Source organism: Cytophagales bacterium, from assembly GCA_033344775.1.
GTDB lineage: Bacteria > Bacteroidota > Bacteroidia > Cytophagales > Cyclobacteriaceae > JAWPMT01.
Genome location: JAWPMT010000004.1, coordinates 1,137,201 through 1,153,147 on the forward strand (window position 1 = coordinate 1,137,201; position 15,947 = coordinate 1,153,147).

The 15,947-nt window shown below is 43.2% G+C and carries 16 protein-coding genes; 6 read left to right on the forward strand and 10 right to left on the reverse strand.

The window, feature by feature from the left end:
- Positions 1 to 31: 31 nt before the first annotated feature.
- The 5 genes from R8G66_13555 to R8G66_13575 all read right to left on the reverse strand — a co-directional run bounded on the left by R8G66_13555 (position 32) and on the right by R8G66_13575 (position 2,608).
- Complete coding sequence (locus tag R8G66_13555) at positions 32 to 181, reverse strand: DUF1737 domain-containing protein (GenBank protein ID MDW3193393.1); 150 nt, start codon at positions 179 to 181, stop codon at positions 32 to 34.
- A 141-nt stretch (positions 182 to 322) separates the two neighbouring features.
- Positions 323 to 934, reverse strand: a complete 612-nt coding sequence (locus R8G66_13560; GenBank protein ID MDW3193394.1) for a hypothetical protein — start codon at positions 932 to 934, stop codon at positions 323 to 325.
- A complete protein-coding gene (locus R8G66_13565; protein MDW3193395.1) occupies positions 931 to 1,278 on the reverse strand; it encodes a helix-turn-helix transcriptional regulator in 348 nt (115 codons plus the stop codon). Before R8G66_13565 ends, R8G66_13560 begins: the two co-directional genes overlap by 4 nt.
- A gap of 168 nt (positions 1,279 to 1,446) precedes the next feature.
- Positions 1,447 to 1,635: a hypothetical protein gene (locus R8G66_13570; GenBank protein ID MDW3193396.1), complete on the reverse strand. Its 189-nt coding sequence runs from the start codon at positions 1,633 to 1,635 to the stop codon at positions 1,447 to 1,449.
- 424 nt (positions 1,636 to 2,059) lie between these two features.
- Positions 2,060 to 2,608: a DUF2378 family protein gene (locus R8G66_13575; protein MDW3193397.1), complete on the reverse strand. Its 549-nt coding sequence runs from the start codon at positions 2,606 to 2,608 to the stop codon at positions 2,060 to 2,062.
- Between the two features lie 714 nt (positions 2,609 to 3,322).
- Here R8G66_13575 and R8G66_13580 point away from each other — a divergent pair.
- Both R8G66_13580 and R8G66_13585 read left to right on the forward strand, forming a co-directional pair.
- Positions 3,323 to 3,913, forward strand: a complete 591-nt coding sequence (locus R8G66_13580) for a hypothetical protein (protein ID MDW3193398.1) — start codon at positions 3,323 to 3,325, stop codon at positions 3,911 to 3,913.
- Positions 3,914 to 4,016: 103 nt separating this feature from the next.
- A complete protein-coding gene (locus R8G66_13585; protein ID MDW3193399.1) occupies positions 4,017 to 5,186 on the forward strand; it encodes an MFS transporter in 1,170 nt (389 codons plus the stop codon).
- Between the two features lie 108 nt (positions 5,187 to 5,294).
- Here R8G66_13585 and R8G66_13590 read toward each other — a convergent pair whose 3' ends face one another.
- From R8G66_13590 to R8G66_13610, 5 genes are read right to left on the reverse strand one after another with little or no spacing between them, the layout of a single operon-like run.
- Positions 5,295 to 6,728, reverse strand: a complete 1,434-nt coding sequence (locus tag R8G66_13590) for a DUF3570 domain-containing protein (GenBank protein ID MDW3193400.1) — start codon at positions 6,726 to 6,728, stop codon at positions 5,295 to 5,297.
- Positions 6,713 to 6,898 carry a DUF4266 domain-containing protein gene (locus R8G66_13595; GenBank protein MDW3193401.1) on the reverse strand — a complete coding sequence of 62 codons (186 nt, stop codon included), beginning with the start codon at positions 6,896 to 6,898 and terminating at the stop codon, positions 6,713 to 6,715. The genes R8G66_13590 and R8G66_13595 overlap by 16 nt, the downstream gene beginning before the upstream one ends.
- A gap of 7 nt (positions 6,899 to 6,905) precedes the next feature.
- Entirely contained in the window at positions 6,906 to 7,889 is a 984-nt protein-coding gene (locus tag R8G66_13600) for an FAD:protein FMN transferase (protein ID MDW3193402.1), read from the reverse strand.
- Positions 7,886 to 8,515 (reverse strand): hypothetical protein, encoded by a 630-nt coding sequence (locus R8G66_13605; GenBank protein MDW3193403.1) that lies wholly within the window; start codon positions 8,513 to 8,515, stop codon positions 7,886 to 7,888. Before R8G66_13605 ends, R8G66_13600 begins: the two co-directional genes overlap by 4 nt.
- Positions 8,512 to 8,982 (reverse strand): thioredoxin family protein, encoded by a 471-nt coding sequence (locus tag R8G66_13610; protein MDW3193404.1) that lies wholly within the window; start codon positions 8,980 to 8,982, stop codon positions 8,512 to 8,514. The genes R8G66_13605 and R8G66_13610 overlap by 4 nt, the downstream gene beginning before the upstream one ends.
- A gap of 650 nt (positions 8,983 to 9,632) precedes the next feature.
- On the opposite strand from R8G66_13610, the gene R8G66_13615 reads away from it, so the two are divergent.
- The 4 genes from R8G66_13615 (at position 9,633) to R8G66_13630 (ending at position 15,868) form a co-directional block, all read left to right on the forward strand.
- Positions 9,633 to 11,993: an FtsX-like permease family protein gene (locus R8G66_13615; protein MDW3193405.1), complete on the forward strand. Its 2,361-nt coding sequence runs from the start codon at positions 9,633 to 9,635 to the stop codon at positions 11,991 to 11,993.
- 294 nt (positions 11,994 to 12,287) lie between these two features.
- Positions 12,288 to 13,340: a DUF4407 domain-containing protein gene (locus R8G66_13620; GenBank protein MDW3193406.1), complete on the forward strand. Its 1,053-nt coding sequence runs from the start codon at positions 12,288 to 12,290 to the stop codon at positions 13,338 to 13,340.
- A gap of 110 nt (positions 13,341 to 13,450) precedes the next feature.
- Positions 13,451 to 13,861 carry an SRPBCC family protein gene (locus tag R8G66_13625; GenBank protein MDW3193407.1) on the forward strand — a complete coding sequence of 137 codons (411 nt, stop codon included), beginning with the start codon at positions 13,451 to 13,453 and terminating at the stop codon, positions 13,859 to 13,861.
- A gap of 144 nt (positions 13,862 to 14,005) precedes the next feature.
- Positions 14,006 to 15,868: a mucoidy inhibitor MuiA family protein gene (locus tag R8G66_13630; protein MDW3193408.1), complete on the forward strand. Its 1,863-nt coding sequence runs from the start codon at positions 14,006 to 14,008 to the stop codon at positions 15,866 to 15,868.
- Positions 15,869 to 15,947: the final 79 nt, after the last annotated feature.

Genomic DNA, 15,947 nt, shown 5'->3' on the forward strand with positions numbered 1-15,947 from the left:
TTTGGTGTTATCACCAAAACAACCAAGAGATTCACTCCTTCACCATCGCCTGAGCGAATATGATTGTCGCTGCATTGGTGACAGATGCTCCACCTTGCGGTACCCAACCTTCCTGAATTTTTTCTGATACCTTTTCTGAAAGTAGTTGTGCTTGATGTGCTGTGATGATTGTGTATTGCATGATGTTCAGGTTCTATCGTTAAGATGCGATTGTTGAATTGTTCTAGCTGAGAACGGAAATATCAACATAGGGTTACCTCCAGACAGACAACAAAAAAGGCTACCTGAATCAAGTAGCCCCCTTATTCTGAGTTATTTAACCTTAGAGTTCATCGACCGATTTCTTGTACATCCTAAAGAAAAAGAAGGGCAAAAATCCAAATCCGAAAACCAGAAAGCTGAGTGCCAACATTTCTCCCGCTCCCATAAAATGAAGCATTTTCATCGAGATGGAGATAATTAGCAGCCCTAGTGTAATCGCTCCCAAAATCCACTTCAGCCGTTCGGAAAGCACTTGCCGTGCAATGCTCTTGTACCGATTGATGAGCAACAATGGAAAAAAGATAAAGGCCAGTCCTAATCCACCAATTGAAAGCATCATGGATGCTCCAGGCAGGTGCAGGATTTTGAATAAAACACCGGCTATCCATGTGACCGAAAACAAATAGCCTGAGAGGTAAGTCAACCTTTTCATAAATATGATTTTTGAGTAATTGAGTAAAAAAATGGTTTCTTTTTCGATTTCATTGAGCCCATTGGGAGCCGTCTGGACCATCGCAACTTTTAACGCATCTTCGAAGCTGCTGCCTTTGTCCATCTGGATTTCTGTCATGCAGCACAGATGATCAATCAGATCTTCCTTTAAGCTTTGATTCCTAATTTTGCTAGATTCTACATCATCAATGATGACTTGTTCCTGATCTTCAGTAATCATAAGGCAGGGATAGGTTTAAAATCATTGAAAATTACGTTCTCGATCGTCTTGATGAAATCCTTCATCTCATCGAGTAATGTTTCTTTCTGCTCCTCACCTTTCATGGTGAGTTTATAGTATTTGCGAACACGCTTACCAATATTGACCTCTTCATAGGTAAGCAGACCATCTTTGGTCATTTTGTGTAACGCCGGATAGAGTGATCCATCTTTCAAATGGATCTTGCCATCGGTTTGTTCTTTCACCTTCTGCGATAGCTCATAGCCATACATCTTGCCATGTTCAGCCAGAAGCTTCAAAACGATGACCTCCAGGGTTCCTTTTAGTAATTCCTTTGAATACATAATGCAACAATACATCAATTCTTGATATATTAAAAGAAAATACCTCAATATTTGATGTATTTTTATTCGAGGTAGTCAAAATCAAGCCATTTTGCCTGTTTTAAGAGGTAGCAACTCAGAATACAACGAAAGGATATATCCGCTGACCTTATTGGACCGGAGGTAGTATTAGGGTAACCGCTTTTGGATGAGACGAACGATTTCATTTCCTAATTGAATAGCAAGGCCCGAATGTTTTTCTTCTACTTGAAAATCCATGATCCGATGTTCACCTGAATTAGGTGAATTGATGAATATGTCCACCATTCGATGCCAGGAACCAGTGCCCTTCGATAGTTTAGTATATTCCGATTCCATATGATGGAATACAGCACAACCGGGTGACAGGTAGAATTTTTATCGCGTAAATCCATTGATGCTTTCAACTCGATTTCCTCGAATACAGAAATAATTTGTAAGTCGGATGGCTATAACAATCACGCAGGCGCAAGCAATACCAAATCCCAGAATACAGCCAAGTAGGGTTGAATAAATTTCCTGGGATTGTATAATAGACGCAGTTCCAATAAAATACTCCGAGCATTGTAAATAACAACAATCCTGGATTTCCATCTCCAAGTACATTAAACGTAGAACTGATACGTAATTCAGCCGGATCATCTTTGATCCTGATCCCTGCTAGTTTGCATGCTTTGGCTAGATCAAGTGGTGGATGTTGTCTGATCTTGTTTCTAAAATTTGAACGCCTCTTCATCAAGGCCGAAATTATCCGAGATCAACCTTATTCCCAACTAAATCGGTATTCACAGCTTCGGGGCTTTCTCGTCACCTCGACTTTTACGTTTTTACCTCCCATTAGCTCAATACCTCTCTCGAAATATCCAGCTGTGCTTTCATCGTCTTCCAGTGTAAAATCAGCGTCTTTCAACTCCAGGAAACCTTCTTTCTCGCCTACCTTTTCGTAATGCCCCGTGCCGTCACTGTAGTAGATTTTCCTGACGGACGGATATCGTTTCAATACCCTATGTGGACTATCTCCAAGGATAAACGTTTTGTGTACACTCGTCAGGTTGGCCTCAGCAGAAGCACGACCCAAAGCCCGATAAACACGGATAGGATTATTCGGATCGGTGGCTTTGGCAATGGCTTCATCGAGACGTGCATTCAATGCCAGTGGATAAAACGAAAGAACAATGATGTTTCCGGTCAGGGTTTTCTGATCATCCTCACTTAAATGAGACAGTACCTTTTGCCAGGTATCTTCCCCAAATCGTTGTTTTACAAAGTCAATACGTGCACCAACAGAAGCACCCTTGATGGCGGTAGTCATGGGCGTTTTTTTTTTAAGTTAGTGAACGAAGAGCGCAATTCAAACCGGCATTTTTACAAATTAAAATCCCTTAAAGCGATTAGAATTACTTGTAATATTAACGGCGAAACGCGCTTGTATAATTGCTTCTACTCAGACGGTTTCTCAGTTTTCCAATACATCTTAGAATCTCTTCACGATTTTTGGCTGACTTCATCCATTGAGGCATTCGACTCACAAGGCTCTTATTGATGTTTGGCTCACGGACTCTTAGGTCTGCTCTCACATAGCCCTCCAGAAAACCCAAATGATCCAGATTATTGGCAAAAAGGACATTTCCACAACAGCGAATACTTAAAAAACAATAATAGTCATAGGCCATCGGAAAGATATTCAACTCATCGACATGCTTCCCTCCACGATCAAACGACTCGTTGAAACCACAATGCGTACACGATATTTTAACAGATGTAAGGTCAATCGGACTATTACATTTTGGGCAAACCACGATTGCATGATCAATAAAATCTCTCATCCGGCGGCCGTCATCCTGAAATCGATTCATCGTAAGAACGAAACTAGAAAAATTGAATGAATGATGTTCTATTGAAGTGATTATTCCTGGACAACCATTTTTTTGCCAAAAATTGAATGGATTAAATCAAGCTGGAGTTATCCTCATATATAATTCCATTATATTGAAAAGAGTATTCATTTCAATTAAATACACAAAACATGAAAAACTACTTTAGAATGATCTCGGTTTATCTAGTGAGCATAACGTTTCTTGCTTCCTGTACTGCATTAACCGATGACTTGTCGGAAATCACAAATGGCATTCCTCCAGATACTGGTGATCGTACCACATATGGAAATAATTCCGGTGATCAAGCTGGAGAAGCACCAAACGATGCTAATGGCATAGGCGTGGGCAATGGTTTACGTAGATCAACAGCTCCTGTCCCTTTTAATGCATCGAACAAGAATTCAGAGAGTCCTTACTCTGGTGAGGATTTAAATTCAACGAAAATCACTCCTGGCAGCGATCATGGAGATGATGATGGTATACCACCAGACAATGCGTTAAGCAAGTCTTCAGATCAGGAAGTTGAATACGGGTATTGGGGCAGGGACATGCACGATATCAATGGCATCCCCCCGGATAACATCACTAGTTCAGCTGCCGGCAATTTCGGAAGAGCACACGGTGATAGTGATGGCATCCCACCAGATGGACAGATCAGAACGAATTGGGGAACCTACCCTTCAGGTGGACTTTTTGATGAAAATGAAGAAAGTTCGACCGATGAGGGTTCAGGAAACTAATCGTACCTGAGTGTATTGCTGGTTCATGACAAAATGCGATTTACCTTAAAATGAACCAGCTTTAACCTCCTCATTACAATCCAAAAACAGCTAACCTTGCCACATGCTCGGACTTCATCGCAATGTATGGCTCCTTACGGCAGCACAGGCCCTCTCTCTGACAGTTAATTCTGTGATCGTATTTGTCGGAGGCATTGTTGGTGCTCAGCTGGCCCCGAAAGAAGAATTAAGTACGTTGCCCGTGGCTTTGGGGGTAGTAGGCACCGCCTTATCTACAGTTCCTGTGACCTTGTTCATGCGCAAAGTTGGTCGCAAGCGGGCATTTACCATGATGCTTTTGTATTCTATGGGCATTGCTGGACTGGCGGCTTACATGCTGAGCATCGGTTCTTTCTATGGCTTCTGTATGAGTACTTTGTTATTTGGTATCACGAATGCGGGTGTGATGCAATTCAGGTTTGCAGCCATTGAAAGCGTGAGTCCTTCGGACATTCCGAAAGCAGCATCCTTTGTCTTGCTCGGAGGAATTGTTGCGGCTTTCCTAGGACCGGAATTGGCGGTTCGGGCCAAAGATCTCTTAAGTGCGGAATTCAGCGGTTCCTTTCTTGGGCTTGCAGTGCTTTTTGCCCTGGCTTGCCTGATTCTTCAGGGATTTGTAAATCCTGAGATTGAAGCTTCGGCCAGTAATCAAAGTCCCAGACCTATCAGGGAAATCGCAAAACAGCCTGTTTTCTGGCTGGCACTCTCAGCGGGAGCCATTGGCTATGTGATCATGACTTTTGTGATGACTGCCACGCCTGTAAGTATGCACGTCATGGATGGCCATTCTCTGGAAGACACCAAATCTGTGATTCAAAGTCACATAGTCGCCATGTTCCTACCATCCTTGTTCACTGCCTGGATCATTCGGAAGCTTGGCTTGAAATGGATGATGATCTTAGGGCTCTTGTCTTATTTGGTCTGTGTGGGAATTGCATTCTTAAGCCACGACCTGATCAACTATTGGGTAGCTCTGATCGCCCTCGGCATTGGTTGGAATTTCCTCTTTGTTGGAGGAACCACTTTACTACCGCAAAGCTATCAGCTGCATGAGCGTTTCAAAGTACAGGCCCTGAATGAGTTTGTGGTTTTTGGATCTCAAGCCACTGCCGCACTCACCGCAGGATGGTTCATCTTTTCATTCGGTTGGGAGACGCTATTGATGTTCGTCATTCCTATTGTGATATTGGAATTGATTGTGATTCTAAGATTGGGAAGCAGTGCGAAAACATAAATCGACTCTTCGTTAAATCGTGCGCTGAGAAAGAAAGACTAAAATCAATTGTTCGACCCCTACACCCTAAAGGGAGCTAATTGATTCTCTAAAACTTGTAAAACAGATTCACTTACCCAACACAAATCCCAAAGCCCCGGAAATTTGATAGCTACTCAAGCCATCAGAACGATAATAGCGACCAAATCGGACATTCAGCGAACTAATTTGAGTCGGCCATCTGAAAAATGGGAAGTTAGCCAATCCATTCAACGGCTTCCATCGTAAGCCTGCTCCGAAATGATGGCTGTCAAACGTAGACAGATCAAAGTCTGAAGTGTAGAATTCACTACCCGTCAAATGAGATTTGAATGGAGCAAAAAACTCCGATCCGGATTGGTTGTGATAACGATAAAATCCGTAAAGACTGAAAAATGTCCCTAGTTTTCCGATCGATTCCAACCTCACCGTACTGGAAGTAATCCCAAAATCATCCCAGTATTGACGTCCCCAGAGCTTCAGGATCAGTTGTGGAATTGGAAAGAAATTCAATTGCCCGGCAATTGGGAATTTGATCCGGCTGTCTGGTAGTTTTTCAATGCGTGGAAGCTCTTCCTCTACAAAATACGCCCGGTGAAAGGGAGTGGAAAGCAGTCCGTCCTGATAGGTCAAACTGGCGGAAATACTTCCACGCATCCGCGGAGTGATGATTCCGGAATAGGTCGAGGCAAATGAATAAGAGTTCCGTTTATCGTCAGTAGGTAATAGTGTCGAATCTGTTCGTAATTCTTCAGGGAAGATCATCACCCAATCGTCGAAGAAGACGCTTCCACTGAGTGTCAAACTAGCATTCAAATCTTTACGATATTGGGTCCAGCTCAGTTGGAGGCCTTTACTTGAATAATCTGATTCCCCGGACCCTCCTGCAGAAAATTTCCAGTACTGTCGGGTATAAGGATTGACCTTTTCATAATCGAAATACAACTGCACCCGGATGTCGGACTTGGAGGCTGAGGTTTTGCTATCGATATTGTCCGTAGATGCCGAGGTGTAATAATTAACGTTGGGTCGAAAGGTGATCCTCCTTGTCGAATCAACAGGTACACGTACGACTACTTTGTAATCTTGATCAGCAAGTTGCTCGGTGCCAATTCCACCCGTTACTACAGAATGATTGCCTTCCTGCTCGTAATAACCAAACAGGAAATCCACCTCGATTTTGGTGGTGTCAAAAAGGAGTGACTTTTCGTATGGTTGGTTGTTTTGGCCGTAAGAACTACAATGAGCAAACCAAACAAAAACACAAAGCAAGGTTCTTAACAATGATTGTGAAAAATATGATTTACAATTTTTTAGACCAACTCCCCATATTAGATGATAGTTTAGTTCGTCATTGCGAGCACGCGAAGCAATCTTGTTACTGCTTTTCGAAATACTCCCGTCAAAGATTGTCGCTTCGGCGATCCGATCGCATACTCGCGAAGCAGGGAGGAAGTATTTCCGATTTTCGATCGAACTCAACGTATCATCGGCACTTTGTCGAAGCATTAATTGCAGCCGCATCCTCCACCGGTTTCCCCTACCTCAATGCCTCCGGAAGCACCTTCCCGATACAACTGAAAATGGTCAAAACAATCGGTCTTGTGACCTGCAATGTTCATTTCCTCATCGTTGACGAAAGTCTTTTGGTAGCTTTTGACCGATGCACAACTAACCAGAAGGCCCAATGCCATTATGACACTAATATTCCTCCAAAACGATGTTTTCTGATGCCAGTTTATTCCCATTTTGATCAATGATGATCGCCTCTATTCCATTCAATTTATTGACGAGCGCGAGCCCATCCTTTTTCCCCAACACACAAACCGCTGTAGCCAGTGCATCTGCCAACTCCGCACTCGGACAAATGATCGTCGCACTGGATATTTCCCGTACGGGCCTACAAGTACGTGGATCGACAATGTGGCTATAACGCTCTCCTTTGTAAAGAAAGTACTTTTCATAATCGCCGGAAGTAACAATGGCTTTATTTTTTGTGGGCAGATACGCCACGATCTCTTCTTGATCTTTGGGATCGGAAATGCCGATGACCCAATTTGAACCATCGGGTCGGCTGCCCCAGGTGGTGAGGTCCCCTCCGGCATTGATACAACCCGATTGAATGCCCCTTTCCAACATGATCGTCTTTGCCCGATCGGCAGCATATCCCTTGCCAATGGCCCCAAAGCCAATTTTCATGCCTTTCAGTCGCAGCATGATCGTCTGATTATCCGAATTCAACGTGATGTTCTGGTAATCTGCCAATGGCACATGTACATCAATCAAGGAGTCAGAGGGTAGAGTGACTGCTTCCTTCTTGAAGTCGTACAAGTGATAAACTGAACCAAAAGCCAGACTAAAAGCACCCTGGGTCAAATCACTTACTTTCTGTGCCCGGCTGATCAATCGGAACATCTCTTTTGGCACAGGAACTGACTCGATACCCGCCTTTCGATTGATATCGGAGGTGTAACTATCTTCCTGCCAACTGGAAATCATGGCCTCAATTCGACGAATTTCTTTTTCTGCCGCCGCTATCGCTTCCCAGGCAGTGGCTTCTTCTTTATCCGTAGCAATCAACTCGAAGGCACTGCCCATTAACAGGAGTTGTTTTTTGGCCAAATGAGGTTGCGCCAGGCTATTCCCATATACCAACATCCAGCCAATGAACAACAAAATTCTCATGGAGTCAACCTGTAATTGAGTCCTAACCAAAGACCGTAAGAGAACAGCTCATGACGTTCGTTTGGCGCTTGTTCGATATCTGGCAAGATGATCTTTTTTTCATAGTTAATGCCCAGCAGCCAGGCCCAACGCTTTTTGAACCGAAACTGATTGATCACATCTGCACTCCACATCCACTGAGACCCGAAATTGTCCTGGAGTTCCAATTCCGTATCCAGAAAAAACGTCCCGACTCCCATTCCAAGCCCGAATTTGTATTTATCGTTACTCACAAGATAGTGCGCTACTTTGATCTCTATATCCGTGATGGGAAAACTGCGATCGGAAATGGTTAGCCTTCTTTGGCGCCGGGTATTGTCCTCAAACAGTTCCAGACGTTCCTCACTCCACCATTCTCTGGAAAGTCCGGCATAAATACGCCATTTTTCAGTTTCCAAATACGCTCCTGCTGCAACGATAGGTACGCGGATGTTATCCGTTCGATCCCATCCTAATCCCACACCGCGATTATACCTCCACCAGGTCAGGTTATTGCCCAATTGGACATTGAAGCCTAATTCAGGTTTGGATTGTGCATGTCCCAGTATTGCACCAAATAGGATCAATAAAGTGACGAACGCTTTCATTCAGTGGCTTTTCGAATGGATGCCATGAATTCATCCCGATCGATGGTGCCCTCCGCTTTGAGCAGGACTTCATCTTCCTCATTGAGCAGAAGCACAAAAGGAAAAGTACCTGTCGGATTGAACTGCTGGATCAGTTGTTCATTTTGTCGAATGACTGTCTGTTCAGGCTTGTTCTTCTTCTTACGAGGAAAGTCCGCTTTGTACAGTGCAAGTCGATCTGATGCCAAAGCCTGAAATTTTGAATCTTGTAAAACTTGTTGATCGAAAAGAATGCATCCCCGACACCAATCGGAACCACTGAACACCAATAGTACTTTCTTGTCTTCTTCTGCAGCTTGTGCCCTCGTATCTGACCAATTCAAACTTTGCGCAGATACACTCAATGAAATGATCCCAAATACCAAAAACGCCGCTAATCTTCTTATCAACATGGTGGAGTTTGCTTTGTGTAAGCTGAATGCAAACATAAACTTCGTTTGCTTTTTACTAAAGCCCAGAACGGACAATTAGCAGGATGATTGTATACCGAACCATAAACAGTTAACTTGGAATCCATTAAAATCAAGAAAATGAAAAAGCTAACTAAGCAACAATCACAAACAATCACGGGAAGTAATAGTATAACCAACGGCACTGCCGACTCAGTAACAGGAGCTGTTAACACAACAACTAATGTTAAACTCAGTGCCGGAGCTGTTACAGGGGCCGTCGCGGTTGGATAATAATCATTTTAGCAATCAAATATTAACATCATGAAAAAGCTCAACAAATATCAATCCCAGGTAGTCAAAGGTGGATCTGCAACTACCGATACCCCATTGCCAACGTAATATTTTGGCAACTTTTAAGTCAATAAGCCATTATTCACATCAAAAAAGTAATGAAAAAGTTATCTATACAACAATCGAAAGCCATCAAAGGAGCTTCAACCGGAAAAGCAGGAACTGGATTAGGGGCGCAATAGGATGACATATTCACAGGAATCAGCTGGAAATAAAACAAGGACCCACCGTTTTAGAAGGTTAACCATGTAATTCCCATACCCTACTCGTGTTTTATTACCAAAATTTTAGTTTATAGAACTAATTACTTAGTTTTAAAACTAAATTAATAGTTCATGAGCACGCTACGTCTCCTCCTTCGCATCTTTTACCGCCAGCCATTCTTCCGTATCTGGAACCTGTTGGGCATGACCTTAGGACTTACCGCCTTCTTTATCATCAACACTTATACTTATTATCAATTAGGCTTTAATCAGCAGCATGACAACTATGATCAGCTGTACCGCCTCACCACTAAGATCAGTAATGCCGGGAATGAAACGCACTTTGCCATTTCACCCAAGATTGGAGCTCCTCAAATCACTGAATTCTTCGGAGAAATAAAACAATTCTGTCGTACCAATGGTGAACCGGGCACCATTCACCTGGATGATCGACGATTTGAAGGTCAATCGATATTGGCAGTGGACAGCACCTTTGATCAGATCTTCAACATCGACTTGCTTGCAGGCGACTTTTCATCAACTTTAAACGATCCTAACGCCGTTGCCATCACTGATTCTGCGGCTTTAAGATTCTTCAACAGAACTGATGTGATCAGTGAGTTCCTGACCATCGAAAGTGGGCGATTCTCCAAACGCTTGAAGATCGGAGCAGTGCTTCGCCAACCTCCTGCAAATACCAACATCCAGTACGACGCCATTGTCAACTTTGTACAAGTAGAAAATACCTTTGGTCCATCACATGGACATGTTGGTGCCATAAATAGTTTTCTGCTCATCGATCCTAAAAATGTAGCGGGTATTGAAGCGAGGCTTCCTGAATTTTATGAAGCGCAGCTGGATGGACTCAATGGGATCATTAGCTACGCTTTTCAGCCCTTTGGAGCCATGTATTTCGACAATACACTCACCTATGATCTGGGTGCGAGAGGTAATGAAACAAATGTTCACATACTCATCGGGTTATCCTTCTTTCTGTTGGCGCTGGCGGGACTGAACTTTATGAACTTATCTACCGCTGCAGCGGTCAGCCGACTCAAAGAAATGAGCATTCGAAAAGTACTCGGTGATAGTAAACGGCACATCATCATCGAATCTTATGTGGAGACTTTTATGACCATATTGATGGCACTGATTGTCAGTATTTTCTTTGCAAAGCTACTGGCTCCCTGGCTCGATGAATTTGTTGGTCTTCCGCTATCAACCATTGGGCTTTTTAACCCTGAAGTAGTGACTTTCATGTTCGTTTTATTGATCGTACTGTCGCTGTTTTCAGGTTCCTATATGGCATTCTATTTATCTAAACATGCGAGTATTATTCATAAACAATCACAATTGAACAAAGGGCTTCGGGTCAAGAAAGTCTTGATGACCCTACAATTCCTGATTACTTCCATTGCGCTTTCGAGTGTATTTCTGGTGAAAGACCAATTGAACTTCCTGAAAACAAAAGACCTGGGTTACAACAGCAAGGAGGTGATCAGTATCATCATGAACATTCCGGGTGTAGAATTGAATACGAAAAAGGCTTTGCAATCAGAAATACAAAACCTGAGTGGCGTGGATCACACCACATTGACCCTCTCTCAATTAAGTTTTGAAATGCCTCGTTTGCCATTCGTGATGGCGCAAGATTCTGCTCAAAACTTTCAGGTATTGAATTATCACGAAGTGGATGCAGGATTTCTTAATACGTTCCAGGTAAACCTGCTGCATGGTCGTCCTTTTGAATTCGGTGATTCTGCGAGGTTCATCGTCAATGAATCTGCTGCAAGAAAACTGGGTTTTGTTGACCCTCAAAGCATCATTGGCCAAAACCTGAACATGGGAGGTGAGTCAGCTATCATTGGCAATATCATCGGGGTGGCCTCTGACTTTCATTTTGAGAGTCTTCATGTTCCTATTCAGCCATTGATCTTGTCGATGACTAACCGACAAAGAAGGAACTTTCTGAGCATTCGTGTATCAGGTCATTCCGAGATCATCCTCGAAAACATCGCTGAGGCATGGAATAAGGTTTTACCTGATGCCGAATTTGATTATCGGTTTCTCAGCGACATCAACGAAAACCAATATCGAAATGAAGAACGCTTAAGCGACCTGTTGGATTACTCCACACTGATTGTCGCAATTATTTCAGCCATGGGAATCATGGGACTGACCCGATTTATCGCTCAGGATAAAATCCGTGAAGTGGGCATTCGCAAAACACTCGGCGCCTCTTTTCAACAGATTTCGTGGCAATTCTGTAAGCCGCTCACCTTTATTGTCCTAATCGGCAATCTTATCTCAATACCGATCGTCTGGCAGTTTGGACAGTCCTGGCTTCAAAACTTTCCTTTTGCGACAAGTCTTAGTCCTGCATTATTTGGATTCTCTTTCCTGATCTGTGCAACCTTGTCGATCATAGCTATTGGGCGTATCATCTGGAAATCGGCCAGTGCAGATATCGTTAGTTCGTTGCGGCATGAGTAAAGTGAAGTCCCCTCTATTAATAATAATTGAAGTAAAATAACTTCATCAATTTCCCTGTTTACCCTTTTCATTCCCTAAAGCCTTACCCGGCCAAGGGACAGGTCGAAAATCAATTGGACTCCCTTCAGGGTAGGGGCGGTCCACCGCTGCGATAATTACAATTGATTTTCTGAAATTGATAATTGAGCATGTTCAGGTAGCAAAACTCAGGAAATTGTAAAAAAGCCCAGGAATTGAAACAGCTGGAATTTGGCGGTTAGCATAACAAACCTTATTCCACGTCGTTGCATTATTATGGGTCAACTCAAAACATTCCTCTGGCAATGCGCAGGAGTACATCGTCCTGTGCTCGAAAATTGCCCTTCTGAATCCAGCAAATACGCCGGGATTGGAGCTACCATCTTGTTTACAGGGATTTTCGCTGCTCTGGCAGGAGGCTACGCCTTGTATACCGTATTTGACAATTATTTCGTCGCTGCCATATTCGGGCTATTGTGGGGATTGATGATTTTCAATCTGGACCGATTCATCGTCTCAAGCATGCGCAAAAATGGCAACACCCAACGCGAATGGTTGATGGCTGCTCCCCGACTAGTCCTGGCTATCATTATTTCCATTGTGATTGCCAAACCTTTAGAATTGAAGATCTTTGAGAAGGAAGTGGACGCGGAGATCACGCACATGGTCCAGGAAGACCTCCTCGCGCAGGAACGCGACATCAAAGAACGATTTCAGGAGTCCAAGGAACAATTGAACGCCGAAATTACTGCCCTAAAAGCAGAAATTACCAATAAAACACAATCTCGGGACGAGCTCCGATTACTGGCACAACAAGAAGCAGACGGTACCGGAGGAAGTGGAAAACGAAATCCTGGTCCTATTTATCAAATCAAAAAGGCTGATGCGGATCGAGTGGACCAGGAATTGGCATCATTAACGACCACTAACCAGGGACTGATCAATGAAAAACTAAACACACTTTCTACGCTTGAACAACAAGAAGATGATGCCCTCGCTGAAATCAAGAAAAGTCAATTAACTGGATTGGCCTCTCGTATTGAAGCGTTGGACCGATTGACTGAAAAAAGTGAAGCCATATCCATCGCGCATTGGTTCATTATGTTGCTTTTCCTGGCCGTAGAAACCGCCCCGATTTTCGTGAAGTTGATCTCGTCCAGAGGGCCATATGATTATGTATTGAAGAAAGAAGAATATGGCGTAGAAGCTGCCTACTATGAAGATTTGGCCAAGGTGAATGCGATGATCAAAAAACGTGCGGATAAACTCACAGAAGAGGAATTGGAATATGTGCAAAACAGGTTGAATCTAAGTCTGGAAAACACATAATCGCCTTATTGCTACTTATGATCCAAATCCCCAAGACTTTGGACTTTTTCAGTAAATGATCGGTGAAGGCTTTGATCAACTTTGACTCATCATTTTTAAAACAAAGTCCAATGAAAAGAGTCATAAACACGGAACACGAAATCCAAGCCCCTGTGGATAATGTATGGAAACTAATTGCTCAGGGGGATGGTGTAGAATCCTGGATTCCCATCATCAAGTCTTCAAAAATCGAGAATGGTAATCGCAGGTTTTGCGAAATGCACGAAGGGGGTGATCTGGAAGAAACTTTCCTAAAGTCTGAAGCCAAAAGAACCTTCATGTATAGCATCGACAAACAAGCGGCCTTCCCAGCGACTAATATTGTAGGAACCATCAAAGTAGAACCGATCACAGAAAGTCGCACTCGGCTATATTGGGATGTTGAAATGGATGTAGAGGGAGAAGAAACCTTTTCGGAATTGAAAAATAAAATCGTTCAGGTCTACACCATGTCAGCAGCGCAGTTGAATGAGGTAGCGTAATCTACGCTCAACGTTCACGACGCTAAGAAAAAGGGTCTCCAAGCGTCGTGAACGTTTTAATGCGTGGTGAACGCTTTGCTTCAATTTTTTCAACCTCATTTATGGAATTCCACTCATGCGTGCATCTCAATAAGAAAAAACACCATGAGAACTTACCTAATTCTCTTTCTGTCTCTCCTCCCCTTGGTAGACAGCAAAGCACAAAACTTCCAACAAAACACACTTGAAACACAACTAACTGCTGCCACTGTTTTTATCGAGGGTGCGCAAGTCACACGACAAGGTCAGATCAGTCTTCCTGCAGGACGATCGGAGATGATCATCAAACAGCTTTCACCACACATTGATGAGAAAAGCATCCAGGTTAAAGCAACAGGTGATTTCACCATCCTTTCCGTCAATCATGTACTCAATCACCTCGATGAATTGAAAAAAGACAAAGTACTGGAAGCCCTTCAGTTCTCCATTGATTCGCTGGTCACTTTGATGAAACTCAATCGTGTACGGCTAGATGTACTCAAAGAACAGGAAAGCTTGCTCGGCACTAACAAAAACATCGGTGGGGAAAATAATGGAGCCAGCGTTTCGGAATTAAAAGAAGCCATTGATTTCTACGATGCACAACTCATGGCCATCAAGACAGAAATCTATGAGTTGAATACCAGACATGAAAAGTGGGCCCGTATGCGTCATCACCTTGATTTACAGATTGCTTCGATCAAAAGCCAGGAAGAACTTCCAACCGGAGAGATCAAAATTCGAGTGGACGTTCCTAGCCAAACCAAAGGCACCTTCTCAATAACCTACCTGGTGGCCAATGCGGGCTGGTTTCCTAAATACGATGTTCGGGTAACTTCTATTGACGCTCCTTTGAACTTGCGTTATAAAGCCGAGATCCACCAAAATACCGGTGTAGATTGGAAAGACGTTAACCTTCGGTTGTCCAGTGGAACACCCAATCAAAGTGGTTTGGCTCCCGAATTGCAGAAATGGAACCTTAATTATGCACGGCACACGATCTACCAACGTTACCAAAATGGTCAGATTCGCAACGATATTCGGCATGTAAGAGGTACGGTCCTGGATGATGATCAAGCACCGATCCCTGGTGTAAATGTCGTGGTAAAAGGAACCACAGTAGGTACAATAACGGATATTAACGGCAATTACTCGCTTACCATTCCGAATGGAGCAACCACACTGACATTTTCATTCATCGGGATGGCCTCGAAAGAACTACCTATCAATTCCACAAACATATCCACTCAAATGGTTTCAGAAGTAATGTATCTCGAATCTGTAGCCGTCAAATCAGATGGATTTGACGACATCAGAATACGGGGATATAGCGCACCCAAGGAAGATGCAGACTTCCTTACGACTGCTATCATCGAAAACCAAACCACGGTGGAGTTCGAAGTTGAGCAGCCTTATTCTATCCAATCCAATGGCGAAAAGTTAACCGTAGACCTGACCGCATATGAGATTGAGGCCAACTACGAATACCTGGCCGCTCCAAAGCTGGATAAAGACGCTTTCTTAATGGCATACGTCACCAATTGGGGTCAATACAATTTACTCGAAGGAGAAGCTAATCTCTATTTTGAAGACACCTATGTCGGCCGCTCTATTCTTGATGCTCAGGCCCTGAAAGATACGCTGAGCATTTCCATGGGGAGAGACAAAAGCATTGTGATTGAAAGAACAAAAATTGATGACTTCACGAAAGTGAAATCCATTGGCAGCAATAGGGTAGAAAGCCGAGGTTATCAAATTAAGGTACGAAACAAGAAAAATCAGGAAATCAGATTGACCCTGACAGACCAAATCCCTGTCCCTGTGATCAATGACATCTCCGTAGATATCAAAGCACTTTCTGCGGCAACATTAGAAGAATCAACTGGTTTGATCCGCTGGAACATGACCTTAAAACCACAACAGCAACAAGAAATAGCCTTCTCCTATGTGGTGAAATACCCTAAAAGAGAGGTGGTGAATTTGGATTGAGGTAGGAATTAAGGTTTGAAAATAATATCATGACTGATACGAATTACATGAACTTTCATTAAGTCAAAAAACATTGGCA

Coding starts and splice junctions, on each gene's coding strand:
- R8G66_13610 (MDW3193404.1), bottom strand. CDS start 8,982: ATGTTTGCATTCAGCTTACACAAAGCAAACTCCACCATGTTGATAAGA.
- R8G66_13555 (MDW3193393.1), bottom strand. CDS start 181: ATGCAATACACAATCATCACAGCACATCAAGCACAACTACTTTCAGAA.
- R8G66_13615 (MDW3193405.1), top strand. CDS start 9,633: ATGAGCACGCTACGTCTCCTCCTTCGCATCTTTTACCGCCAGCCATTC.
- R8G66_13585 (MDW3193399.1), top strand. CDS start 4,017: ATGCTCGGACTTCATCGCAATGTATGGCTCCTTACGGCAGCACAGGCC.
- R8G66_13575 (MDW3193397.1), bottom strand. CDS start 2,608: ATGACTACCGCCATCAAGGGTGCTTCTGTTGGTGCACGTATTGACTTT.
- R8G66_13630 (MDW3193408.1), top strand. CDS start 14,006: ATGAGAACTTACCTAATTCTCTTTCTGTCTCTCCTCCCCTTGGTAGAC.
- R8G66_13595 (MDW3193401.1), bottom strand. CDS start 6,898: ATGGCATTGGGCCTTCTGGTTAGTTGTGCATCGGTCAAAAGCTACCAA.
- R8G66_13605 (MDW3193403.1), bottom strand. CDS start 8,515: ATGAAAGCGTTCGTCACTTTATTGATCCTATTTGGTGCAATACTGGGA.
- R8G66_13580 (MDW3193398.1), top strand. CDS start 3,323: ATGAAAAACTACTTTAGAATGATCTCGGTTTATCTAGTGAGCATAACG.
- R8G66_13620 (MDW3193406.1), top strand. CDS start 12,288: ATGGGTCAACTCAAAACATTCCTCTGGCAATGCGCAGGAGTACATCGT.
- R8G66_13625 (MDW3193407.1), top strand. CDS start 13,451: ATGAAAAGAGTCATAAACACGGAACACGAAATCCAAGCCCCTGTGGAT.
- R8G66_13570 (MDW3193396.1), bottom strand. CDS start 1,635: ATGGAATCGGAATATACTAAACTATCGAAGGGCACTGGTTCCTGGCAT.
- R8G66_13590 (MDW3193400.1), bottom strand. CDS start 6,728: ATGCGGCTGCAATTAATGCTTCGACAAAGTGCCGATGATACGTTGAGT.
- R8G66_13565 (MDW3193395.1), bottom strand. CDS start 1,278: ATGTATTCAAAGGAATTACTAAAAGGAACCCTGGAGGTCATCGTTTTG.
- R8G66_13600 (MDW3193402.1), bottom strand. CDS start 7,889: ATGAGAATTTTGTTGTTCATTGGCTGGATGTTGGTATATGGGAATAGC.
- R8G66_13560 (MDW3193394.1), bottom strand. CDS start 934: ATGATTACTGAAGATCAGGAACAAGTCATCATTGATGATGTAGAATCT.